The organism is Mycolicibacterium duvalii (assembly GCF_010726645.1).
In the GTDB taxonomy this organism is placed as follows: Bacteria; Actinomycetota; Actinomycetes; order Mycobacteriales; family Mycobacteriaceae; genus Mycobacterium; species Mycobacterium duvalii.
This window is the reverse complement of the sequence record NZ_AP022563.1, coordinates 1226670-1249403: the sequence shown is the minus strand read 5'-3', so window position 1 is coordinate 1249403 and position 22734 is coordinate 1226670. Positions and strand designations below refer to the sequence as shown.

Annotated in this window: 21 protein-coding genes; 7 read left to right on the top strand and 14 right to left on the bottom strand. The window is 66.0% G+C overall.

Features of this window, described 5'->3' with window-relative positions:
* The first annotated feature begins 11 nt into the window (after window positions 1-11).
* Both G6N31_RS05740 and G6N31_RS05735 read left to right on the top strand, forming a co-directional pair.
* Window positions 12-2540, top strand: a complete 2529-nt coding sequence (locus G6N31_RS05740; protein ID WP_098002650.1) for a SpoIIE family protein phosphatase — start codon at window positions 12-14, stop codon at window positions 2538-2540.
* Window positions 2540-2848 (top strand): STAS domain-containing protein, encoded by a 309-nt coding sequence (locus G6N31_RS05735; RefSeq protein ID WP_098002649.1) that lies wholly within the window; start codon window positions 2540-2542, stop codon window positions 2846-2848. The genes G6N31_RS05740 and G6N31_RS05735 overlap by 1 nt, the downstream gene beginning before the upstream one ends.
* Here G6N31_RS05735 and G6N31_RS05730 read toward each other — a convergent pair.
* From G6N31_RS05730 to G6N31_RS05700, 7 genes are all read right to left on the bottom strand, one after another.
* Window positions 2842-4323 carry an alkaline phosphatase D family protein gene (locus G6N31_RS05730; protein ID WP_234815238.1) on the bottom strand — a complete coding sequence of 494 codons (1482 nt, stop codon included), beginning with the start codon at window positions 4321-4323 and terminating at the stop codon, window positions 2842-2844. The two genes, G6N31_RS05735 and G6N31_RS05730, sit on opposite strands and share 7 nt — an antisense overlap.
* Window positions 4324-4408: 85 nt before the next feature.
* Complete coding sequence (locus G6N31_RS27315) at window positions 4409-4852, bottom strand: GNAT family N-acetyltransferase (protein ID WP_133117666.1); 444 nt, start codon at window positions 4850-4852, stop codon at window positions 4409-4411.
* 58 nt (window positions 4853-4910) lie between these two features.
* Complete coding sequence (locus G6N31_RS05720) at window positions 4911-5828, bottom strand: carbon-nitrogen hydrolase family protein (RefSeq protein WP_098002648.1); 918 nt, start codon at window positions 5826-5828, stop codon at window positions 4911-4913.
* A 7-nt stretch (window positions 5829-5835) separates the two neighbouring features.
* A complete protein-coding gene (locus G6N31_RS05715) occupies window positions 5836-6501 on the bottom strand; it encodes a sterol desaturase family protein (RefSeq protein WP_098002647.1) in 666 nt (221 codons plus the stop codon).
* Complete coding sequence (locus G6N31_RS05710) at window positions 6501-7220, bottom strand: FadR/GntR family transcriptional regulator (RefSeq protein ID WP_098002646.1); 720 nt, start codon at window positions 7218-7220, stop codon at window positions 6501-6503. Before G6N31_RS05710 ends, G6N31_RS05715 begins: the two co-directional genes overlap by 1 nt.
* Before the next feature lie 31 nt (window positions 7221-7251).
* Window positions 7252-8154 (bottom strand): ATPase domain-containing protein, encoded by a 903-nt coding sequence (locus G6N31_RS05705; RefSeq protein WP_197747155.1) that lies wholly within the window; start codon window positions 8152-8154, stop codon window positions 7252-7254.
* Between the two features lie 121 nt (window positions 8155-8275).
* Window positions 8276-9961: a GMC family oxidoreductase gene (locus tag G6N31_RS05700; protein WP_163722053.1), complete on the bottom strand. Its 1686-nt coding sequence runs from the start codon at window positions 9959-9961 to the stop codon at window positions 8276-8278.
* Window positions 9962-10069: 108 nt separating this feature from the next.
* Between G6N31_RS05700 and G6N31_RS05695 the strand changes: the two genes are divergently transcribed.
* Complete coding sequence (locus tag G6N31_RS05695; protein ID WP_098002643.1) at window positions 10070-11476, top strand: WS/DGAT/MGAT family O-acyltransferase; 1407 nt, start codon at window positions 10070-10072, stop codon at window positions 11474-11476.
* A 44-nt stretch (window positions 11477-11520) separates the two neighbouring features.
* On the opposite strand, the gene G6N31_RS05690 is transcribed toward G6N31_RS05695, so the two are convergent.
* Window positions 11521-12156 (bottom strand): FKBP-type peptidyl-prolyl cis-trans isomerase, encoded by a 636-nt coding sequence (locus tag G6N31_RS05690; RefSeq protein ID WP_234815232.1) that lies wholly within the window; start codon window positions 12154-12156, stop codon window positions 11521-11523.
* A 683-nt stretch (window positions 12157-12839) separates the two neighbouring features.
* Here G6N31_RS05690 and G6N31_RS05685 point away from each other — a divergent pair.
* Window positions 12840-13046, top strand: coding sequence for an antitoxin MazE-like protein (locus tag G6N31_RS05685; protein ID WP_098002641.1), 207 nt, complete (start codon window positions 12840-12842; stop codon window positions 13044-13046).
* Window positions 13043-13375: a type II toxin-antitoxin system PemK/MazF family toxin gene (locus G6N31_RS05680; RefSeq protein ID WP_098002640.1), complete on the top strand. Its 333-nt coding sequence runs from the start codon at window positions 13043-13045 to the stop codon at window positions 13373-13375. Before G6N31_RS05685 ends, G6N31_RS05680 begins: the two co-directional genes overlap by 4 nt.
* Window positions 13376-14002: 627 nt before the next feature.
* Here the strand turns inward: G6N31_RS05680 and G6N31_RS05675 are convergent.
* Genes G6N31_RS05675 through G6N31_RS05655 form a run of 5 tightly spaced genes read right to left on the bottom strand, consistent with a single transcriptional unit; the run spans window position 14003 to window position 19298 of the window.
* Window positions 14003-15655 carry an N-acyl-D-amino-acid deacylase family protein gene (locus tag G6N31_RS05675; protein ID WP_098002639.1) on the bottom strand — a complete coding sequence of 551 codons (1653 nt, stop codon included), beginning with the start codon at window positions 15653-15655 and terminating at the stop codon, window positions 14003-14005.
* Window positions 15652-16383 (bottom strand): SDR family NAD(P)-dependent oxidoreductase, encoded by a 732-nt coding sequence (locus G6N31_RS05670; RefSeq protein ID WP_098002638.1) that lies wholly within the window; start codon window positions 16381-16383, stop codon window positions 15652-15654. Before G6N31_RS05670 ends, G6N31_RS05675 begins: the two co-directional genes overlap by 4 nt.
* On the bottom strand, window positions 16380-16829 hold the full coding sequence (locus tag G6N31_RS05665; RefSeq protein WP_098002637.1) for a VOC family protein: 450 nt from the start codon (window positions 16827-16829) through the stop codon (window positions 16380-16382). The genes G6N31_RS05670 and G6N31_RS05665 overlap by 4 nt, the downstream gene beginning before the upstream one ends.
* Window positions 16830-16842: 13 nt before the next feature.
* Entirely contained in the window at window positions 16843-18384 is a 1542-nt protein-coding gene (locus G6N31_RS05660) for a flavin-containing monooxygenase (protein ID WP_234815231.1), read from the bottom strand.
* Entirely contained in the window at window positions 18381-19298 is a 918-nt protein-coding gene (locus G6N31_RS05655; RefSeq protein ID WP_098002636.1) for a metal-dependent hydrolase, read from the bottom strand. The genes G6N31_RS05660 and G6N31_RS05655 overlap by 4 nt, the downstream gene beginning before the upstream one ends.
* 148 nt (window positions 19299-19446) lie before the next feature.
* Here G6N31_RS05655 and G6N31_RS05650 point away from each other — a divergent pair, with 148 nt between their 5' ends.
* Window positions 19447-19992 (top strand): TetR/AcrR family transcriptional regulator, encoded by a 546-nt coding sequence (locus G6N31_RS05650; protein WP_420090392.1) that lies wholly within the window; start codon window positions 19447-19449, stop codon window positions 19990-19992.
* On the opposite strand, the gene G6N31_RS05645 is transcribed toward G6N31_RS05650, so the two are convergent.
* Window positions 19978-20703 (bottom strand): alpha/beta fold hydrolase, encoded by a 726-nt coding sequence (locus tag G6N31_RS05645; RefSeq protein WP_234815237.1) that lies wholly within the window; start codon window positions 20701-20703, stop codon window positions 19978-19980. The genes G6N31_RS05650 and G6N31_RS05645 overlap by 15 nt on opposite strands.
* Before the next feature lie 229 nt (window positions 20704-20932).
* On the opposite strand from G6N31_RS05645, the gene G6N31_RS05640 reads away from it, so the two are divergent.
* On the top strand, window positions 20933-22720 hold the full coding sequence (locus G6N31_RS05640) for a flavin-containing monooxygenase (protein ID WP_098002634.1): 1788 nt from the start codon (window positions 20933-20935) through the stop codon (window positions 22718-22720).
* The last annotated feature ends 14 nt before the right edge of the window (window positions 22721-22734 follow it).

The following is a 22734-nucleotide window of genomic DNA, read 5'->3' as shown; positions in this document are numbered from 1 at the left end:
GGTTGGTCGTCATGGACATCGGACCGGGTGACCCGTTCACCTGGGAGAGCCGCCACGACGTACCGAGCCAACTGCACGAACAGCTCGACGAACTGGTCGCAGCTCGGGAACAGATGGAACGACTCGTCCGGGCCATCATCGCCATCGGGTCCGAGCTCGATTTCGACGTGACGCTGCACCGCGTGGTCGAGGCAGCCCGCGATCTCAGCGCCGCCCGCTACGCCGCGCTCGCGGTGCGGGGATCCGACGGCAGCTACGTGTCGTTCGTCGGCGCGGGCCTCGACGATGACACCGCCCGCCAGCTCGGCGAGCTGCCGCTGGGCCGACAGCTGACCCATGATCTACCGGCCCACGATCCGCCGATGCGAGCATTCCTCGGGGTGCCCATCGTGGTGCGGGGCGCCGACTTCGGCACCCTCTACCTCGCCGACGACCGGCCGGGCCGGGTGTTCACCGACGCGCAGGAGGGCGCGGTGCGCGCGCTGGCCACCGCCGCGGCCGCCGCAATCGACAACGCGCGCCTGTTCGAGCGCGAGCGCGAAGCAGCGAAGTGGACGAAGGCCAGCCGCGAGATCACCACGGCGTTGCTGTCGGGCGACCCGCAAATGCGGCCGCTGCAACTGATCGTCAACCGGGCCCTGGAGTTGGCGGACGCCGAGCAGGCCATCCTGCTCGTGCCGCGGGATACCGAGGTGCCCGCCGACGACGTCACCGCTCTCGTCGTCGCGGCGACAGCCGGCCGCTATTCGGCGCAGGTGATCGGTCGCGAGGTTCCGATGGACGGCTCGACCACCGGCGGTGTCGCCCGCCGCGGCCAGCCGCTGATCACCGAGTCGTTCCAGTACCCGATCGAGGGCTTCACCGACGTCGGGGAGCGTTCGGCGATCGTGATGCCGTTGATCGCCGACGACAGGATGCTCGGCGTGATCGCGGTGGCCCGGCGGATGCACCAACCGCGCTTCGACGAGGCCTATCTCGAGCTGGTCAGCGACTTCGCCCGGCACGCGGCCATCGCGTTGGCACTGGCCGCCGGACGCGAGCACGCACTCAACCAGGAACTCGCACAGGCGAATACGGTGGAGGATGCACTCGTGGCGGCGGCGCAGCAGCTTCGCCGGCTGTGGCGGGCCCGCCGCGTCCTGGCCGTCACGTTCGCCACGCACGGCGCGCCCTCACCGACGCCGCCGAAGATCGTCGCGGTCGGCCAGGCCGCCGAATGGAACGACCTGCCGGTCGACACCCGCGACGCGCTGGTGGCTCTGCGCGACGGTGAACTTCTCGCGCCCTGCACGTCGACACCCGGTGCGGCCGGCATCGCGGTTCAGCACCCGGAGGGCGTGCTGGTGGTCTGGATGGACCTGGCCGAGGACCGGCCGTTCACCCTCGAGGATCAGACGCTGCTCACGGTGCTGGCGGGTCGGCTGAGCCAGGGGCTGCAGCGAGTCCACCAGGTGGACCAGCAGCGTGAAACGGCACTGGCGCTACAACACGCGATCCTGGGCCCGGCGGATCTGCCCCACGGTTTCGCGGTGCGCTATCAGGCGGCGAGCAAGCCGCTGCAGGTCGGCGGAGACTGGTATGACGTCGTCGATCTCGAGGACGGTCGGGTGGCGTTGATCGTCGGCGACTGCGTGGGCCACGGGCTGGCGGCCGCGACGGTGATGGGCCAGGTGCGCAGCGCGTGTCGGGCACTGCTGTTCGCCAACCCCAGCCCGGGCGCTGCGCTGGTGGGACTGGACCACTTCGCGGCGCGGCTACCCGGCGCACAGTGCACGACCGCGGTGTGCGCGGTGCTCGACACCGAGACCGGCGAGCTGGTGTATTCCAGTGCCGGCCACCCGCCACCGGTGCTGGTGCATTCCGACGGCACCGTCGAGACCCTCGATGAGGGGCACACGATCGCCCTGGGCATCCGGGTCGACTGGTCGCGACCCGAAGCGCGGGTGACGATTCCGGCTCGGGCCACCCTGATGCTCTACACCGACGGGCTCGTGGAGCGCCGGCACATCGCGTTGGAACAGGGGATCGGGCGAGCCGCCGATTACGTCCAGGGTCACCGCGATTCAGGACTGGAAACGCTGGCCGATCAAACGATGTCGGGTCTGGCGCCAGAGGGTGGGTATCAGGACGACGTGGTTCTGCTGTTGTACCGCCAGCCCGCGCCACTGGAATTGGAGTTCGTTGCCGACGCCGACAACCTCGCCCCGACCCGGGCGGCGCTGCGGGGCTGGCTTCGCCGGGCCGGCGTGGAGCCGACGGCTGCAACCGACGTACTGGTCGCCGCCGGAGAGGCCGTCGCCAACGCCATCGAACACGGTCATCGGCACACACCCGACGGACTGGTCAGCGTGCGGGCCACCGTCTCTGCCGAGGGTGTGCAGCTGACGATCGCCGACACCGGCTCGTGGAAAGAGCCACGCCACAATCCTGAGCTCAACCGCGGGCGCGGGATCACGCTCATGCGCGCGCTGATGCACGAGGTCGTCATCGAGCACGACACCGAAGGAACCAGAGTCGAATTGTCCGCGAGGGTCGGCTGATGCCAACGTCGCTCTCCGTCGACACCACGCGAAGTGAGGACGGTGCGGTCATCGTGATCGCTTCCGGCGAGGTCGATCTCAGCAATGTCGATTCTTTCCGGACGACCCTTCGCGACGCTGCCGAGAACTCCTCGGAGCCGATCACCGTCGACCTCAGCGGGGTCGAGTACGTCGACAGCGGTGGCATCAACGTGTTGTTCTCGTTGTGCGACCGGATCGGCAAGGTGATCGCTCATCCGCTGTTGATGACCACGTTCGCGGTCAGCGGCCTGACCGAGTTGACGACGGCCGAGGCTGCGACCTACTGAGGCGCTATTTCTCTCGTGTACAGGGTTCTTCCTGATCGGTCGCAGAGTCTGACCGTCAGCGCCCGGGATTCCGCATCGATCGTGACCTCGCCGAAATGCTGGAATCCCTGCGCCGGGGACGTGTTCGGATCGGCCGGCGCGTGCACGAACTCGTAGCGGGCACCGAAGGTGCGATCCAGCGGACTCGGCGGGGCTGCTGTCGCGTTGAGCGGGCCGGACACGAACTCCCAGAACGGGGAGAAGTCCGTGAAGCCGGCTCGTTCCGGATGGTAGGAAATCGCCGCGGTGTAGTGTACGTCGGCGGTCAGGAACACCACGTTGCCGACCTCCTTCGTGTCGGAAAGTACACGGGCGAAGGCGATTTCACGGCCGAGCGGTCGCCCGTCTTCGCCCTGCGCGAGCGCTTCCATCGACGCGGGCCCATAAGCCGGGTCGGTGGCCGTGTCGGGCACCACGATGCTGATCGGCAGATCGTTGGCGACGACTTTCCAGACGGCAGTCGAGTTCTTCAGGCCCTCGATCAGCCACTCCGTCTGTTCTCGGCCCAGCACACCGTGGTCATCGGCGGGCGCCCAGGCCTGTGAATTCGGGTTCTTGTAGGAGCGCATGTCCAGGAGGAAGACGTCGAGCAGCGGGCCGTAGGCGATCCTGCGGTACAGGCGGCCGTCGGCTGCCTCTGATGGATCGACGGGCTGCCACTCCCTCCACGCCTGGTATCCGTGCCGGGCGAGCGTGTCGACTTCGGTTTCCGTGTAACCCTTGCGACGGTTTCGGGCCATTGACTGGCCCGGGAACCAGTTGTTGATCACCTCATGGTCGTCCCACTGCACCAGTTGGGGGACCGACGCGTTGAAGCGACGGTAGTGCTCGTCGGTCAGGTTGTAGGCGTAGTTGCCGCGGAAGTCGTCGACGGTCTGCGCGACGTGGTCCTTGGCCGGGGCAGTGATGTTCCGGTAGATCGTGCCGTCGTTCTGCCTTTTGGTCTCCGGTATCGGGCCGTCGGCGTAGATCGCATCGCCGGAGTGGATGAAAAAGTCCGGTCGGCGGTCGGCCATCGCCGCGAATATCGCCATCCCGCCGCGCCGATTGATGCCCCAGCCTTGACCGGCGACGTCACCCGACCAGAGAAACGTGATGTCGTTGGGCCGATCGGGTGCGGTGACGAACACGCCGAGCATCGGTTCGGAGGTCGCGCCGTGCTCGCCTTCCAGCGTGACCCGGTAGTGCACGGTCTGTCCCGGCTCCAAGCCCGTCAGCCGCAATCGCCCCGTGCCGTCGGTCTCCGGGGTCAGGGTGGGGCCGTCGAACCGGAGTGGGTGCGAGAACGACTCCGTGGCGGAGGTTTCGACGACCATGCGGGCGGGGGAGTCCGAGCGGGCCCACACCAGCACGCCGTCGCTGCGCGGGTCACCGGTGGCGACGCCGTGGGTCAGCCGCGGGCGCGACGTGATCAGCCCGGCTGCGCACGACGGCATCGCTGCGGCCGCGGGAGCCAGGAGTGCACCGGTCAGCAGGGTGCGTCGGGTGATCGACCGAGAGAGCCGGTTCACCGTCGCCACGCTACCGCTCGAGTTCGACGGAGAAGTGGTGCGAGGTGATCTCGAAGTGGTGGCGCATGTAGAGGCGGTGCGCTGCCGCACGGTGGGCGCCGACTCCCGAGTCGAGGTGGACCGCCTCACCGCCCAGGCGTCTGGCCTCGCTGACGACCCACCGCAGCAGGGCATCGGCATGGCCGCGACCACGAGCAGCCGGGACGGTACTCAGGTCGTCGACGTACACGTAATGACCCCACGCGGTGCAGCGCGTTTCCCGGAACCCCAGCACCGATGACGCTGACGTCGCATCGTCCTCGAATGCCCCGACCATCCGATAGCCCGACGGGCGCAGCTGGGAATCGACGAAGGCGACCAGTGCCGCGGGGGTCTGCCAGCGCGGCCGCAACGCGAGCAGGGCGTCTGCGCCGTCCAGCGTTCGGCCGGGTGCGATCTCACGGACTTCCACCATGGCCGCAACCCCATCAGGTCCCAGCGCCGGAATCAACTGATTTCGTCGGGTGCCGCTGTCACGCCCGCACCACGTGGCGGCGGTACCAGCGCTGCCCGTGCCACCGCTGATAGGTCCAGGCGGCCGCCGGCAGCGGCCCACGCCGGTGCAGCCAATACCGTTGGGGCGGTTCGAGTAGCGGCGACACCCGGCCGATCTCGATCTCGCCGACAACCACGCCGGGACCTTCGCGTCCCCGGCGTTCGGCGACCACATTTCCGCGGGCATCGGCGATCAGCGTCGAGCCCTCGAAGTGGCCTCGATACGTGATCGGCAGCCACGGCATCGGACACGTCAGTACGCCGGAGTGCGCCGCGTGCAGAATCGGTGCGCCGACATACTTGGCCAACATCGGCGCGACGGCTCTCGCCGTGGCGGCGTTGCGACCTTCCCAGCGGTCGAAGACCGAGTGAGGATGCCACCGCGGCACCGACCACCAGCCCGAGCCCGTCATGAGGAGATCCACACGCGAGCGCAGACGCGTGACGGTGCGGGTGCGCATCAGCTCCCAGCAGACCGCGGCACCGACGTCGAAATCGTCGGTGGAGAGGACGCCGTCGTCGTGCCCACCTGTGTAGAAAGCGTTCTCCCACATGGTGGGCAGGTCTTTGTCGTGCCGTCCCAGCAGCCCCTGTGGTCCAACCGTCAGGTAGGCGTTGCGCACGTGCCCATCGCCGTCACGGCACAGAAAGGAACCGCCGACCAGCGCCCGGTGCCGACGGGCCAGGGTCAGGAGCAACTCGGTAGCCGCCCCGTCTGGAGGCAGAGCGGCGTCCTTCAGCGCGTCGACGAAACCGATCCCCGTGGAGAAGAACTCAGGCAGCGCGATGATCTGCGCTCCCGCTTGACCCGCTTGGTCGGCCAGTTCTTCACATGCGGCCAGATTGGCCGACACGTCACCGACGACCGCTTCCAGTTGGACGGCTGCTACCCGCACCGGCGTTCTAGGCCTGTCCGTGCAGGTTCTTCACCGTCGGTGATGACTCCACCGATGCCGGGTCGGGACAGGTACCCAACACCCGGTCGGCTGTGCCGGCACTGGTGACGGTGAACCAAAAGTGTTCGTTCTTGAAATGGTGCTGACGGTGATTGCGCCAAACGGCGCGGTAGACAACAGTCTTCGGTTTGTAATCGGTGTGGATCAGGTAATGGCACCACTCGTAGCACAGGCCCAGCACTGTCAGGAAGGTCAGGAACGTCAGGCCGAGCGCGGTCCTCGGGAACACCAGCAACGCGATGGCGAGCGCCACCGGTAGCACCCACAGCAGCGCTTGCCAGGGGATGAAGATCAACCCGATGTCGCGGGGTTCGACATGGTGTTCCCGGTGCTTTCGTGCCAGCAGCGGGTCGATGCGCAGCGCGCCGATCTGCCGTGGCCGCCAGTGCAGGATGCACACGTGCACCAGCCACTCGAAGAACGGAAACGCCGCGAGCATCACCACCGGCACCATGGCGTCGGTGATCTGCCAGTCGCCCAGCGTGATTCGCGCACCCGCCGCCACGACGAGGGTCGCCAGGATCATCCAAGGCGACGGATGACGCCAGAATTCCCGTCCTGCCTCGATCAGCGTCAACGGTTTACGGGTGGGTCGGGTATGCGTGGCGGTCATCAGCGTTCCTCCAGAGCGTGCAGGGCATCCAACAGGGCGGTGGTCGCGGGCTCGAGGAGGCGGTGGGCGGCATCCCGGGCCGCGGCGGGGTCGCCCGCGACAACCGCGTCGGTGAGCGCCCGATAGGCGTGCACATTGTCGACCTCGGTAGCCATCATCGTGGCCAGGGCGGGCAGGACCGGCTCGTAGGTGGCGCGCAGCGTGTTGAACATCAGCCGGAATGCGATAGAGTCCGCTCCGTCGACGACGTGATCCCAGAAGTCCAGCGCGTGCCGTTGTGCGGCAACGGGATCGGATTCCGATTCGAGAGCGTCGACGGCGGTCGTCAACGCACCGGCGAGCTCGGGACCCTGACGCTGCGCCGCGAGCTCGGCGACCTTGGGTCCGTTGTGCAACCGGGTCTCGAGGATGCTGCGCACGACGGCGAGATCGAGCTCGCCCTCGCGCACCAGCAGCCGGGGGAGCAGGTCGAGCCCTGCGGTGCGCCGGAAGTCACGCACCGTGGTGGCATCACCCTGACGGACCTCGACGAGCCCCGCCGCGGCCAGCCGCTTGAGCGCCTCCCGGATGGCCGGTCGCGACACCCCGAGCACCTCGGCGAGCCGCCGCTCACTCGGCAGCGCCTCGCCGGGCGCCATCTCGCCGCTGAGGACATCGGCGACGATCTGGTCGAAGACGTCTTCGGGCACCGAGCGACGGTTCACCGGGCGGAGAGCCATGCCGCCAGCATCGCGCACAGGAGCGCAGAGGTCAAGTGGTCAGACCAGTGGCAGTCATGCGATCAGTGGGACCTCCGGTTCTGCAGCGCCGCCACCAGTGCCAGCCGGACTTGTTCGGCGCGAGCATGTGATTGAGACGTGGCACGCCCGTCGAGACGCGCTCCTGCGAGACGCTGTAGTCGAGACGGACCGACGTGCTGGGCACCACGGTGACGCCGCGATCCGAGATCAGGAACGGGTACTCGTTGGTCTCGTGCGCCGATCCGCGGTACTTGACGATCCGGAGGATGCGGGTGGCGACCTCCTCGTGCACCCGCTGGTCCAGCACGATCACGCAGTCGGACACGTATTCCTCGATCCCGTGGCGGGTGAGCCCGTCGTGGTGCTCGCCGGTCACGATCGCGGTCACCTTCCGCTCCTCGAGCCAGGTGAACAGGCGGTGCAATTCCGCCCGCACGATCGACTGCTCCGCGAACGCTCCGAAGAGCACTTCGATGGTGTCGAGGACGACGCGCTTGGCGCCGATCCGGTCGATCGAGTCGGCGAGCAGGATGAAAAGCGGCTCCAGAGCGAACTCGCCTGCCTCGCCGAATTCCGTGGGGTCCACCCGGAACGCGTCGGCGACGAGGAGTCGGTCGTGCTGCAAACCCTCGATGTCGAAGCCCAGGGAGGCGACGTTGGCGCTGACCTTGTCCGCGGATTCCTCGAACGTGAGCAGGACGCCGGGTTCGGCGTATTCGCGCGCGCCGGCGACGAGGAACTGCAGGGCCAGCAGTGTCTTGCCGGTTCCGGTCGCACCGGTGACGAGGGTGGTTCGGCCGCGGGGGAGACCGCCGCGGGTGATCTGGTCGAGTCCTCGGATTCTGGTGGGCGCCTTCGGCAACCCGGGACTCGCACCGGCCTCGGCTGTCGCCCGGACGTGGGGTGTTGTCACTGCTGACTCCCATCGCGGTCTCGAAGGGCGCCCCATCGTCTGCCGACGCCGTCTGCGCGGACGATGGTCTAATGGCCTTCGTCGAAGGGCCTTTCGAATCCGGGCTGCGGCCCTGGGCTCCTCATTCCAGGATCGCCCGCGCCGCGCGCTCGGCGATCAGCATGACCGGCGCGTTGGTGTTCCCGGACGTGATGGCGGGCATCGCCGAGGCATCAACCACGCGAAGGCCGGCGACGCGGAACACCCGGCAGTCGGTGTCGACGACGGTGGCAGCCGACCGCGGCAGACCGCGGGTGTCGAAGGCTCCCATCGCGCACGTGCCCACCGGGTGGAAGATGGTGGTTCCCAGTTCGCGTGCCGCTGTCTGCAGGTCGTCATCGGTGACCAGTTTCGAGCCGGGAAGCAACTCTTCCGGGCAGTAGCGGGCCAGGGCCGGCGCCGCCATGATCTTTCTGGTCATGCGCAGGCCGCGCACCGCTACGTCGCGATCGGCATCGGTAGACAGGTAGTTGCAGAGGATCTTCGGATCGGTCAGCGGATCCGCAGCGGCCAGTCGCACATGGCCACGCGACGTGGGTCGCAGATTGCAGACCGACGGAGTGATGGCACCGAAGGGATGCAGCGGGTCGCCGAACTTCGGCAGAGACAAGGGCTGCACATGCCATTCCAGATCAGGGCTGGCCAGGGCGGGGTCGCTCCTGGCGAAAGCCCCCAGCGTGGACGGCGGCATCGTCAGGGGGCCTGACCGCAGCAGCAGGTACTGAATTCCCATGCCCGCGCGGGTGATCCAGTTCCGGTACAACGTGTTGACCGTTCGCGCGCCCCGGACGCGGTAGACCATCCGAAGCTGTAGATGATCCTGGAGGTTCTCACCGACCCCGGGCAGATCGACCGCGATCGGCACCTGATGCCGGCGCAGCAGCCCCGCCGGGCCCAAGCCCGAGACCTGCATGAGATGCGGCGAGCCGATGGCCCCGGCGCTCAGGATCACCTCCCGGCGGGCTCGCACGTCGACGGTTCGGCCGTCCTTCAGCAACCGCACACCGGTGACGCGGTGCTGCGCGGTGGTCCAGGCACCGCGACGCTGACCGTCGTGGACCTGATCGTCGATCAGCAACCGGAGCGCCTGGGTCTTCGCGTAGACGGTGAGATTGGCGCGGTGGGTGACCGGGTGCAGGAACGCATCGGCCATCGACCAGCGCCGACCGCGCCGTTGGTTGACATGGAAATAGGCACTGCCGGAGTTGTCGCCCCGGTTGAACTCCTCGATCGGGGCGATGCCCGACTGAGCCGCGGCAGCCTGCCAGGCGTCCAGAATTTTCCAGCGCACCCGCGGCCGCTCGACCCGTATTTCACCGTCGGCGCCATGCCAGTCGTCGGCGCCGCCGAAGTAATCTTCCAGCTCCTTATAGATCTTCAGCGTCTGGCCCGGGCCGTCCGGGCCACCCCAGAGCCATCGCTCGTCGCCGGTCGCTTGCGCCCAGAGCTCGTAATCGCTGGCCTGCCCGCGCATGTGGATCATGGCGTTGATCGACGAGCAGCCGCCGATCACGCGTCCTCGCGCGTAGAGGATGCTGCGTCCGGCCAGACCCGGGTCGGCCTCTGTGGTGAAGCCCCAGTCGGTGCGGGGGTTGGCAATCGTGAAGAGATAGCCGACCGGCACCTTGATCCAGAACCAGTCGTCTTTGCCGCCCGCCTCGATCAGGAGCACTCGATGATCAGGGTTGGCACTGAGCCGATTGGCGAGCAGACAGCCCGCACTGCCTGCCCCCACGATGATGAAATCGAACTCGGCCACAGGGCCCATTTCCGGCACCGTTCCTCCATTGCCGTCGGATGCGCGTCCCAGTGTGCGCGATGCCGGCGCCTACAAGCACATTCCTGATCGCGCCCCACGTCTGCCTACTATGAAGTGATGGCAACGTCTGCCGCCCGTCTGAACGTCACCGACAACTCATTCCTCACGCTGGAGAATCACGGCGGGCACATGCACGTTGCGGGCGTCCTCATCTTCGAGGGGCCGCCACCGCCGTACGACGACGTCGTGGAGCGCATCCAGGCGCGCCTCGCCCGTGTTCCGCGCTACCGCCAGAAGTTGGCCGACTCTCCGCTACGACTGGGCCGCCCGCTGTGGGTCGACGACCCCAACTTCAACATCCACTACCACCTTCGCCACACTGCGCTCCCGGCACCGGGAGGCACGGCGCAACTGGAAACCCTGGTCGGGCGGATCTGTTCGCAGCGCCTCGACCGCACCAAGCCGCTGTGGGAGCTGTGGTACGTGACCGGGCTGGAAGACGATCGGTTTGCGCTGATCGCCAAGACCCATCATGCGCTCGTGGACGGAATCGCCGGTGTCGACGTCGCCACTCTGCTGCTGGACCCGGTCGAAGACGACGGCACCCGGGACGGCACCGCGGAATGGGAGCCCGCCGCGGAGCCGAGCGACGTCCAACTGGCCGTCGCGGAAGTGCGGGACCTTCTCGAGGGTCAGTGGTCCGTCGCCAAGCGCGCGTTGCGTGCGCTCCCTCATCCCCGGCAGGCAGTGCAGGCCGCCGGCGAGTACCTGCAGGGCCTTCGGGATTTTCTCGGCGCCGTGCTCGACACCGCCCCGCCGTCGCCGTTCAACGTCGCGCACGGCCCGCACCGGCGGGTGACCTGGTTCGAGATCGACTTGTCGGAGGTCAAACGCGTCAAGAATGCGCTCGGCGGAACGCTCAACGACGTGGTGGTCGCGACGGTCGCGGGCGGTCTGCGGAGCTGGATGCTCGACCGGGGCTATCCGGTCGACGACGTGACGTTGCAGGCGATGGTGCCGAAGTCGGTCCGGGCCGATGCGGAGCGTCACGCCGTCGGCAACAGGATCGCCGCGATGCGCGCGCCGCTGCCGGTCGGCGTGGCGAGCCCGGTGGAGCGGCTGCGCTGCGTCAGTGCGGCAATGGCCGACCTGAAGAGCTCAAAACAAGTTCTCGGTGTCGAAATCTACCTGGGCGCACAGCAATTCGCGCCGCCGATGTTGTTGGCGCAAGCGGCGCGCCTGAACTTCTCGACCCGGTTGTTCAACCTCATCGTCACCAACGTGCCAGGACCCCAGTTCCCGCTGCACATGCTGGGGCGCGAAATGCTCAGTTTCCTGCCGATCGCTCCGACACCGCAGGGGCACACCCTCGGGTTCGGGATTCTCTCGTACAACGGCAAACTCGGGTTCTGCATGATCGGCGACTGGGAGGTGATGGCCGACATCCACGACGTCGCCGACCACATCCGCGCCGCCCTGCACGAGTTGCAGGACGCGGCAACCGCGGCCGAGTCGTCTCATTGAGCGAAGTCGAACACGAGTTGGGTAACGACTGCCGCCGTCGGTACTCAGCTCGCGGCGTCGAGAATCTTGATGGCGAAGATCAATGAGTCGCCCGGCTGAATTCCCGCGGCGGGCTGACCCTGCGGGTAGCCGTCGGCGGGAGACATCGCGACGGCGACCGTCGAACCGACGTTCTGTCCCGCGATGGCCTTCTGGAAGCCGGTGATGACGCCGTCGAGCGGGAAGTCCACCGGTGCACCGGTTTGGTAGCTGCTGTCGAAGACGGATCCGTCGCGGCCGTTGACACCCTGATAGCAGACCAGAACCGTCGCGGTGTCTGCGACCACCGGTCCGTCACCGGCCTGCAAGGTGTGCACTTGCGTCTCGGTCACGCTGAACGGTGCCTGCACGTCCACCAGGGGAGCAGTCGTCTCGGTTGGCCCGGTGACCGCGATGCTGCCGGTGGCCCCGGTCAGCGTCCACTCAGGAGTGCCGCCGCCGTCCGGCGGCGCGCTCGGGCACGGGCTGGCCTGGGGTGGTGCGGTGTCGGTCAGCGAGGGCATGAACACCTCGCTCATGGTGGGCGAGGTCGTGGTGGCCGGTGACGCGGTGTCGCTGTCGGAGCCGCACGCGGTCAGCGTGATGGCGAGCGAGGCGGCACAGACGCCGACCAGAATCGAAGGCACACGAGAAACGACCACGGCGCCACGGTACAGGCGGGCGGGTAACGCCCGAGGGAAAGGGTCGCGACAAGGACCTGCGGCAGCAGGCTAAAGCTGACCCAAGGGCCGGCAGACATTGGACAGGGCGTTCCAATACTCACCCGGCGCACAGATGTCCGCCGGACGCGGGGTCTGGCAGGTGTTGGTGATCGGATCCCAGAACTGTCCGTTGGTGCAGTTCAGGGGTTGTGCCGAACCTAACCCGGCGCCCACCAGCGACAGGGCGGTAAGGGGAGCGACGGCAGCAATGCCGATGGTCGAACGGACTAAAAGATTTCGCATGGCTTGATTTTGCCCGACGACCGCGCGATGCGTCACTGGTAACCAACCGCATTCCTTCTGCACCGGGCGCCGCCTGACGCTTCCGGTCGACGCGTCCCGCCAAAATGTGTGTCTCGAAGGCCCGCCTCATAGCGACAGGGCAGCGACACAACGTGGTGCCCGTCGGGCCCGCCGTGGGAATTGAAGCGGGCTGCCCGACGCGACGCCGATGCGACCCGGCGCCGCCGGGTGCGTCCGGCCGACGTGTCGTGTCGCTGCAGTGTCGCTGAGAGCCGGGCAACTCCGCTCATGGCGAGAGCTGTCCTGTGAATATTTGTTTGCTGGCCTGGCAGGCCAGAGCATTGACTCCCGAGACCGCGCGTTACATGTAACATTGTGGCATGGCAGTGAGGGAAAGGGTTGGCGAGTACCGACGACGGATGCGGGAGCGTGGCCTCCGGCCTCTGCAGGTCTGGGTGCCCGATGTGCGAACCGAGACTTTTGCGGCCGAGGCTCATCGCCAGGCTTCGTTGGTGGCAGGAGCGGACGAGAGCGGCGACGACCAAGAGTTCGTCGAGGCGATCTCGACACCGTGGGATGAGGAGTGAACCGAGGGGAAATTTGGACCGTAGCGGGGGGCGTCTACGCGGGGAAGCCGCGTCCGGCAGTGATCGTTCAGGATGACCTCTTTGATGCCACGCGCTCGGTGACTGTTGCGCCGATGACCAGCGCGCTGTTGGATGCGCCGCTGATGCGCATTCGGATAGCCGGCAGAGATGGTCGACTATCCGGACTTGACCACGACAGCGACGTGATGATCGATAAGCTCACCACCGTGAGAAGGTCGAACGTCCACGCACGGGTCGGCCGGCTGACGGCGGAGCAAGTCGTCGAGGTCGAGCGGGCAATGATGGCTTTTCTCGGCCTTGCCCGGTAAATGAAAACCGTTGGGCGGCAGCGCAGAACGGCATAGATTACTTGACATAATGTCGCTTATCGGTAAATAATCAATGCGAGTTGCATCAGGGGTGATAGGCCTCGCACCTGACTGTCCGATCCGGAACTAGTTGGGAGTAATCCGGGAAAACCTGGTAGCTGTCCGATTTCTCGCCTGCGGATCTTCGGCCGGCGTGGACATGGCGCTGAGTCTGATTCCATGACTATCGGACAGCGCCGGACAGGACGATCGACAGTCCAGAACTACCTGACAGCGGCGGACAGCCCGCGCCGTCGGGGTTCAGCGTGAACCGTCTAATACGTCACTGTGACGTTATGTAGGTGATGCAGCCCCTGTTCACGCAGGCTTGAGCCGCGTAACACTCAGGGCCTCTCGGCGCCGAGCCCGACCACCATCCCGACGCAAAATCGGGGTTAGGCCGGTCAGCCGTCGAAGCCTGGACCCCACACTGACTCCCTTGCCCCAATTTGAAGCCGCCCGCCCCGCGTCAGAACGTCACAGGGACGATTTCAGTGCTGGTGCCCCCGCGTTGCTCTGCAACTCGATTTCGCGAACGTGGCCTCATGAAGCATGGCTTTGCCGAATCGCAAACTCAGGCTTCTTGACTCAGACCGTCTGCCTGCCTCTGACCAAGCGGCCCGGCAGCGCGCCGGTGGGTTCGCCGCTCACGTACACCTCGACGCCTGTCACCAGCGTGTGCAGGTAGCCATCGGCGGCCTGCAGTACCCGTTGGCCGCCGGCCGGCAGATCCGAGACCAACCGTGGCGACCGGGCGTTCAGCTTGTCGAAATCGATGACGTTGACGTCGGCCTTGTAGCCCGCGCCCAGCACACCGCGGTCGGTCAGACCGACCATGCGTGCGGTGTCGCGGCATTGGCGTTGGATCAGCCACGTCAGGTCGAACCGGTCGCGGCCACGGTCACGGCCCCAGTGCGTCAGCAACGTGGTGGAGAAACTGGCGTCACAGATGGTGGCCACATGGGCTCCGCCGTCACTGAGCCCGGGCAGCGCGTTGGGATGGGAGAGCATTTCGTGCACCACGTCCAGGTTGCCACCGTGATAGTTGAACACCGGCATATAGGCAGGACCATTCAGCATGATGTCGTAGAGCACCTCGGCCGCGTCCTTGCCCTCCCGTGCCGCGCGCGCCGCCACCGATTCTTCCGGCAGTGGTTCGTAATTCGGCGGATCACCCAACTCGAAGATGCTTTCCAGTGGTGCGCGAAGTCCCCCGCGTTCAGCGATCTCCGCCAGTATGCGCCGCTTGACGCCCGGGTCGCGCAGGTCGGGGCCGCTGCGGAATAACCTCGACAACACGAACGGGTTGTAGGTGCCTTTGAAATCGACCAGAACCCCGATGGCGCGTGGCGCCACCACCGCGGTCATGTGCAACCCTTCGGCGTTGGCCTGCTCGATGGCGTGCAACGTTCGACGGTAGCCGTCGCCGGGCTCGTGTTGCATCACCGACAGCGACAATGGCCGACCGGAGACCCGCATCATCTCGTACATCACCTCGACCTCGTGATCGAAGCCCTTGAGATCCGACACCACCTGGAACACACCCGTTCCCGTTTCGCCGATGGCCTTGGCGATGCCGACAAGCTCGTTGATCTCTGCGCGCACCGACGGTGTCTGCTCGCCACGGCTCGTCTTGTGCCACTCGGTGCGTGAGGTGCTGAACCCCAAGGCCCCCGCACGGATTCCCGCGGCCGCCAGGCGGGCCATCTCAGCGATGTCCTCTGGCGTGGCAGCTTCCCGGTCGGCGGCGCGCTGACCCATCACGAACAGTCGCAGCGGGTCATGGGTCACCTGAGCGGCGATGTCGATGTCGTGCGGCAGGCCGTCGACGGCGTCGAGATATTCCTCGAACGACTGCCACGTCCAGGGCAGGCCTTCGTGCAGCACCGGGCCGGGCAGGTCCTCGACCCCTTCCATCAACTCGATCAGTTGCGCATGATCGGTCGGTCGCACCGGCGCGAATCCCATGCCGCAGTTGCCCATCAGCGCGGTGGTGACTCCGTGCGTCGACGACGGTTGCAGGCGACTGTCCCAGGTCACCTGTCCGTCGTAGTGGGTGTGGATGTCGACGAATCCCGGAGTGACCAGAGCGCCGTCGGCATCGATCTCCCGGCGACCCCGTCCGTCGACGCGGCCGACGTCGGTGATCACGCCGTCGGTAATGGCCACATCGCCGCGGTATCCGGGCCTCCCGGTGCCATCGATCACCGTGCCACCGCGGATGACCAAGTCATAGCTCATGATGTCCTCGCTTTCAGCCGTTGGATCTGCCCGTAGGCATCTATGGGGCTCTGCAGTGCCAACCCGCCGTCGGCGAAGATCGTTTGGCCAGTGACCCAGGACATCTCGAGTAACCCGACGATGGTCTCGGCGATGTCGTCGGCTTCACCGAGCCGGCCCAACGCAGTTCGTTCGGTGAGCCCCTCGACCCATCCCGGTAACTGTTCGGGTTTGGCCAGCATGGGGGTACGTGTCACACCGGGCCCCACCGCGTTGACCCGAAGACCGTGAACGCCCCATTCTGCGGCCGCCACCCGGATCAGCATGTCGAGACCGGCCTTCGAGACGCAGTAGGCACCCATGTCCCGATCGGCCAATGTCCCGCTTATACTCGATACCGCGATGATCGAACCGTGGACCCCCGCATCGATCATCGCGGCCGCGCCTGCACGCATCGCCAGCCATGTCCCGGTCAGATTGACATCGAGTACACGCTTCCACTGCTCGGGCGTCTGTTCGAGAAGCATCCCCGACGCGCCGATCCCGGCGCACGTGATGAAACTGTCCGGACATCCGACGTTCTCCACGGTCCACCTCATGGCCTCGGTGACGGCGCCGGGATCGCTGATGTCACAGATGACATCGGCATCACGGAGATCCCACACAACGACGCGCCTGCCCTGTGCCCGCAAGCGCCGCACCACCGCCGCGCCGATGCCGGAGGCGCCGCCGACCACAACGGCATTCATTGAGCCGGTCCGATCAGTTCGACGAGAACACCATCAGGGGCAGTGAGCACCGCCATCTCCACACTCTTCCCACCGGGCGCAGGCATCGAGATACGGCGGACGCCATCGGTGAACCCCAGCGATTCCAGCGCGGGCAGCGTTCGGTCGACGTCGCGTTCCAGTGAGACCAGGAAGAAGCCTGGGCGCGGCGGTCCCGTATGCGATTCGGCGCCGGAGAAGTCCGACGCGCCGATGAACTGTACGAGTTCGACGATCCCCGCATCCGGGCATTCCGGGTCGCCGAGGAACACCGATCGCAACTTGTCGGTGTCGGCTCCGAACAGGGTTGGCCAGTCGCCCGTGAACGTGTGGTCCAGAAACTGCGTCAGACCGAGACCGTCGCACCAGAAGCGCTTGGACAGGTCGATATCGGCGGTGACGATTGCCGTGTGGTGTAGGGCACGCACGAAGGTTCGCTCCTCAGATTGCGGTCAGGGCCGTGCCGGCAGCGGACAGGTGATAGTCATCGAGCCTCGGCGTACGGAGATAGTCAGCGAAAACACCTCCGCTGTAGGGGAATTGGGTAACAATCTTGCCGTTCGGGTGCCGATAGTAGTTGTGGCAGTTCGCCAACCAGACCGTGCCCTCCATAGCTGCTTGTATCTCGGCGTTGTAGCGCGCGTGGACGTCCCGGCGTACTTCGACACTGCGAAGCCCCCGGTCCGAGATCGCGTCCAAAAGTTGTCGCACATATGCCGTCTGGATCTCCAGAATGGAGATGATGGAGGTGACGCCGTTGGTGTTCGGGCCGTACAACGTGAAGAGGTTCGGGTAGCCGGGAACTGTGGTGCCCAGATATGCCTCTGCACCCTCTCGCCACGTTTCGTGCAGGGCCGCCTCTTCACGTCCGTATACCTGCAGGCTGCTCAGATAATCTGCGGCGCGGAAGCCGGTTCCGTAGATGACGGTGTCGACCCGGTGCTCGATGCCGTCTGCGGTCCGCAAGCCGTGCGCGGTGAACTCGACGATGGGCGAGGTTTCCAAGGTGACATTCGGCAGTGTGAATGTCGGCCACCACTCCCCGGACAACAGCGGTCGCTTGCACCCCACCGGATAGTCAGGAGTCAACTTGGCTCGCAAGATCGGGTCCTGGATCTGACGCCGCAGAAACTTCCGCGACATCTCGGTGAAGTTCCGTGTCTGATCGGCATCTTCGGCGAAGTCGGCCATTTCATACTGTTGGCACGCGGCGTCGCGGAGCTTCCGCGCTTCTTCCGGGTGTCGCGCGAAGAACTCCTGCTGCTCCCGGGTGAATGGCTCGTCGGGCCGCGGCGTCACCCAGATGGGAGTGCGCTGGAAGACGGTCAGATGGGCGGTTTCCCGCGCGATCGCGGGTACGTACTGCACCGCGCTGGCGCCGGTGCCGATCGATGCGACCCGCTCCCCTGCCGTGGAACGAGAATGGTCCCACCTCGACGAGTGAAAGGTGCGTCCCCCGAAAAGTTCTGCTCCGGGTATGTCGGGAATATTGGGGACATCGAGCATACCGACCGCGCTGACCACGACATCGAATCGGCCTACATCTCCGGAATCGGTTTCCACCGACCAGAATTGGCCGTCGTCGGACCAACGGAGCGAGACCACCCGGGTGTTGGGCACCAGGTAATCGTGAAGTCCGTGCTCGTCAGCCACCCGTTCCAAGTAGTCGAGGATCTCAGGTTGATTTGCAAACGTCTTGCTCCACCACGGATTCGGCGCAAACGAGAACGAGTAGAAATGTGATGGCACGTCACACGACGCTCCCGGATAGGTGTTGTTGCGCCAGGTGCCTCCGAAACCGTCGTTGCGGTCGAAGATGGCGAATTGGTAGCCGCCAGCGGCCAGCAGCACACCCATGGCGATACCGCCGGGGCCGGCCCCGATGACGGCGACGGTCGGCTTGTCGGGTGTCGGGCTCACGTGTCGATCCTTATCGGTGGCATTGGACCATTGGTATGTAATTCGGTCGAGGTGGGCGGTCAATCCACCGCGAGGAGCGTCATGTCCTGGCCGCGGTCGTATTGCGACATCCAGGTCCGCGCCCATCCGGGTAAGGGCTGGTCCGCCGGATCGTGATACGGCGCCTGAGACAGGGCCAATCGCCACACCATGCGCGCCAGGTCACCGGAGGGCACGGACGCGAACAGTGATGGCGGCCCGGCCGCCCCAGCCCTGCGGCGGTGTCGCCCCGGCCCGCGGAATTTGAACTCGTTGACGAGCAATGCCGGGGACATGAGTTCTTCCGCGGACACCAACCGGTCGTCGACCGGCACCACCTCGTCGATGGTGCGAGCGATCGCGGCCGCGACATCGCCGATGTGTCGGAACGTGTGGCGGATGTGCCGCACTCGGTACCACCGATCCGACGTCAGGTGGTTGTACAGGATCAGCCCAGAGCTGCGGTGTTCGATCTCCTCGACGAAGTGCCATGTCATCAGCGCCGCCACCCGAGGGTCAGAGCCGGAAAACAGTGAATTGCGGTTGTCGATAATGACTTTGAACAGCGGTGTGAACGTCGCCTCGAGGTTGGCGATGTATGCGGCGTGGAACTGCACCGGATGTGTCCCGATCAGCTTGTCGAACGCTTCGTTGGCCTCGTCGTGTGCGCGTTCCAGGCCCGGGTACCGGGCGATCAGCGCTGCCATGTGTTTGCGGTGGGCAGCGGCGTGCTGGCCTTCCTGGCGCAGGAACGCGTCCGCTTCGGCGGCCACCGACGGCGACCGGGCGAACTCGTCCTGCGCCTGCCGCAGCGCCTTGATCAGGTATCGCTCGAACGGCACAGCGATGAAGGTGAACGCGTTGCAGAACATTCCGAAGTTGGGATTGGCCGGCTGCCACAGAAACGGCACCGTCGCGTCGAAGTCCCAACGGATTTTGCGCACCACCAGATCCGTCATCGGATGTCACCCCATCGTGCGTGAAGGACTTAACATGAATTCACCTTGTGTCTCGCCGTCGATGCACCAAATGACGCGGTGATGCCCGAGGCGGCTACAGACAGTGTGACATTTGATAGTGCATATGTAAATCAATTGGGAGGTGAGTGTGCCCGCTGAGAGCGAGCGATCCATCCGCAAACGGATCCTGGACGCCACGTTCGAGGTGGTGGCCCGGTGCGGCCGTCGCAAGCTCCAGCTTCTCGACGTCGCGGCGACGGCCGGGGTGTCACGACCAACCGTGTATCGCTATTTCGGTTCGAAGGACGGCCTGCTCGAGGCTTTCGCGCTCTACGAGCAGGACAATTTCGCGGCCGGGATGGCCGCGGCGACAGCAGGTCTGCGAGGGGTGGACCGGGTGGACGCGACGCTGGAATTCATCGTGGACTATCAGTTCTCGCACTCGCTGGCCACACTGGTCCAACTGGAACCCGAGTACTCGATATCCCAGATGGTACGGGTACTGCCGCTGATGGAGGAGGGCATGCGTCGGGTCCTGACCGGTGAGAATGCCCACGTTGCGGCGGCAGCGGTGGTGCGCATCGCGGTCTGCCACTATCTCGTCGGCGGTGGTGACCGCGCGAGCTTCCTGGCCGAGTTGCGTCACGCCGCAGGCCTGCCGCTGCACCGCCGACGCGGGTCAGTCGTCCGCTAGCCACCCCACGATCGTTGCGGCGATCTCGGCAGGACGCTCCAAATGCAGGAAGTGCCCCACCCCGTCGACCATCTGGAAGGACGATCCCGCGCAGGGAAGATGTTCGGCAACGCCGTCGAGCAGATCGGCGCCGATCGCGCCGTCGTTCGCTCCGTGCAGGTACAGCGTGGGAACCGGCGGCGACGTCAGCGATGCGGCCGCCTCGGCCAAGCAGGCAGGGTCGGCGAACTCCGGATTGAACGACGCCCGATACGGACTCAAGACGTCGGCGATGTTCGCGGCGTCGATGTACCTGCGCAGCATGGCGATGTCTTCGGTCGCGTCGTATCCGGGCGACCAGTCCGACCACAGCGACTCCCAGAATCCGGGCTCCAACAGCACGGATTCGGCCAAGCCGACCTGCTGGATGAACCAGATGTAGAAGGACCGCTTGAGCTGCGCATAGGAGAAGATGCCGCTGCCCAGCGCTGCTGTCGGCGGCACCGCCAAGGCCACGTAGCGCCGGAACGCGGAACGGTTGGTGGCGACCATGCCGTACCCGGCGTTGGCGCCCCAGTCGTGACCGATCAGCACGGCCCGATCGTCACCGCCCCGTGCCGCGTACTCGGCGAGGATGTACCGCACGTAGGTTCCCACGCTGACCGGACCCTCCGCTGCTGAGCGGTATCCGGGCAACCAGGGCGTCGAGACTCGGTATCCGGCCTCGGCCAGCGCGGGCCCGAGGTGGCGCCAGGTGTGGGGTGTGTCGGAAACCCATGCACCAGGATCGCCAACGGCCTGGTGGCATCGTCGATGTCTCCGAACGTCAGCTCCCCCACGCCACCCACTCCTTCTTGTTTACATATGCACCGTCGTATGTAAATCTATTCGCAACCCGGATCCTAGCGCCAGGTCGCTGGATGCCGATCCAACTTGCCTGAAGTCACCGAAAGGGAGCTCGATGTCGTTCGACCCCGAAGCCGTGAATGCCAAGTACCGCGCGGAGCGCGACCGACGTCTGGTGCCTTCCCGAGCCGCCCTCCGCGATCTTTTCCATGACGAGCGCGTCGCCAGATACCTGGCGGACCCATTCGCCGCACCGGTTCAGCGCGAACCGATCACCGACGACCCCGATGTCGTCATCTTGGGCGCCGGAATCGCCGGACTGCTCGCCGGAGTCCAGCTACGCAAGGCCGGCGTCGAACGCATCCGGATCATCGACCGCGCCGGCGGGATAGGCGGCACCTGGTACTGGAACCGGTACCCCGGCGTGATGTGCGATATCGAGTCCTACCAGTACCTGCCGTTGCTGGAAGAACTCGACTACATCCCGACCCGGCGCTACGCCTACGGCGAGGAGATCCGCCACCATCTGCAGGCCATCGCCGAGCGGTTCGACCTCAGCCGTGACGCTCTGTTCCACACCGGAATTCAACGCGCAGAATGGAATGACGCCACCGCGCGTTGGGCGATCCACACCGACCGTGGCGATGTGATCCGATCCCGCTACTACGTGGTGGCCGCGGGCATCCTGAACCTGCTCAAACTCCCCGACATCCCGGGCATGGATGGCTTCCGAGGCGCGGCCTTCCACACCGCGCGGTGGGACTACGGCTACACCGGCGGCGCACCGGGACAACCCATGGCGAAGCTCGGCGACAGGACCGTGGCCCTGGTCGGAACCGGGGCGAGCGGGTTGCAGGCGCTGAGTCCGCTCGCTCAGGCAGCCCGGCACGTGTACGTGTTCCAGCGGACGCCGTCGGCCATCGGGGTCCGGGACAACCGGCCTACCGACCCCGAGTTCCGGCGCAGCGTCGAACCCGGGTGGCAGAAACGGCGGATGGACAACTTTCAGTCCATCATGCTGGGCCGGCCCGTCGACACCGACCTCACCGATGACGGTTGGACGAAACACTATGCAGCCGTGCAGAACCCACCCCGCATCGAGGGTGCGGACTTGGCCGAGTTCATCCGCAACGCCGAGCGGATCGATTTCGAGATCATGGAACAGCACCGGCAGCGGATCGACCAACTGGTGGCGGACCCGCAGACCGCCGAACAGTTGAAGCCCTACTACCGCTACCTGTGCAAGCGGCCGTGTTTTCACGACGAGTATTTCGATGCCTACAACCGGCCGAACGTCACACTCGTGAACTGTCCGACCGGTATCGAGCGCATCACCGAACACGGTTTGGTCGTAAACGGCCACACATACGAGGTGGACTGCATCATCTACGGCACCGGGTTCGAGGCCGAGGTGACACCTCTGCCCCGGCGCGCAGGCCACGAGATCGTCGGCCGGAATGGCACCACCCTTGCCGCGAAGTGGGCCGAAGGACGATCGGGCACCTTGTTCGGTCTGATGAGCCACGGCTTCCCGAACATGTTCGTCATGCCGGGGCCTGGCCAGCAGTCGGTGGTCACCGTCAACTACACCCAACTCGCCCTGCTGGGAGCCGAGTTCGTAGGTGCCACGGTGGCTCTGCTGGACAAGCAGGGCGCCCAGGGATTCGATGTCAGCGCCCGGGCCGAGGCCGACTGGGTCGCACAGATCATCAGCACCCACGTCGATGCCAGCGGTGTGATGTCGGCTTGCACACCGTCACGGCTGAACAACGAGGGCGATCCTGGCGCCATCCAGGCCCGTGACACCAACTTCGGGCGCGGCTTCGGTGACTACTTCGCCTACCGTGACCTGCTGGAGAACTGGCTGGCCGCCGGTGATCTGGCCGGGCTGGACCTGCTGTGAGCAGCCGGCAACGT

Bases quoted from the DNA above. Each gene is read 5' to 3' on its own strand.
- G6N31_RS05740 (WP_098002650.1), top strand. From the start codon at position 12: ATGGACATCGGACCGGGTGACCCGTTCACCTGGGAGAGCCGCCACGAC.
- G6N31_RS05735 (WP_098002649.1), top strand. From the start codon at position 2,540: ATGCCAACGTCGCTCTCCGTCGACACCACGCGAAGTGAGGACGGTGCG.
- G6N31_RS05730 (WP_234815238.1), bottom strand. From the start codon at position 4,323: ATGCCGTCGTGCGCAGCCGGGCTGATCACGTCGCGCCCGCGGCTGACC.
- G6N31_RS27315 (WP_133117666.1), bottom strand. From the start codon at position 4,852: ATGGTGGAAGTCCGTGAGATCGCACCCGGCCGAACGCTGGACGGCGCA.
- G6N31_RS05715 (WP_098002647.1), bottom strand. From the start codon at position 6,501: ATGACCGCCACGCATACCCGACCCACCCGTAAACCGTTGACGCTGATC.
- G6N31_RS05710 (WP_098002646.1), bottom strand. From the start codon at position 7,220: ATGGCTCTCCGCCCGGTGAACCGTCGCTCGGTGCCCGAAGACGTCTTC.
- G6N31_RS05700 (WP_163722053.1), bottom strand. From the start codon at position 9,961: ATGGGCCCTGTGGCCGAGTTCGATTTCATCATCGTGGGGGCAGGCAGT.
- G6N31_RS05695 (WP_098002643.1), top strand. From the start codon at position 10,070: ATGGCAACGTCTGCCGCCCGTCTGAACGTCACCGACAACTCATTCCTC.
- G6N31_RS05685 (WP_098002641.1), top strand. From the start codon at position 12,840: ATGGCAGTGAGGGAAAGGGTTGGCGAGTACCGACGACGGATGCGGGAG.
- G6N31_RS05675 (WP_098002639.1), bottom strand. From the start codon at position 15,655: ATGAGCTATGACTTGGTCATCCGCGGTGGCACGGTGATCGATGGCACC.
- G6N31_RS05670 (WP_098002638.1), bottom strand. From the start codon at position 16,383: ATGAATGCCGTTGTGGTCGGCGGCGCCTCCGGCATCGGCGCGGCGGTG.
- G6N31_RS05655 (WP_098002636.1), bottom strand. From the start codon at position 19,298: ATGACGGATCTGGTGGTGCGCAAAATCCGTTGGGACTTCGACGCGACG.
- G6N31_RS05640 (WP_098002634.1), top strand. From the start codon at position 20,933: ATGTCGTTCGACCCCGAAGCCGTGAATGCCAAGTACCGCGCGGAGCGC.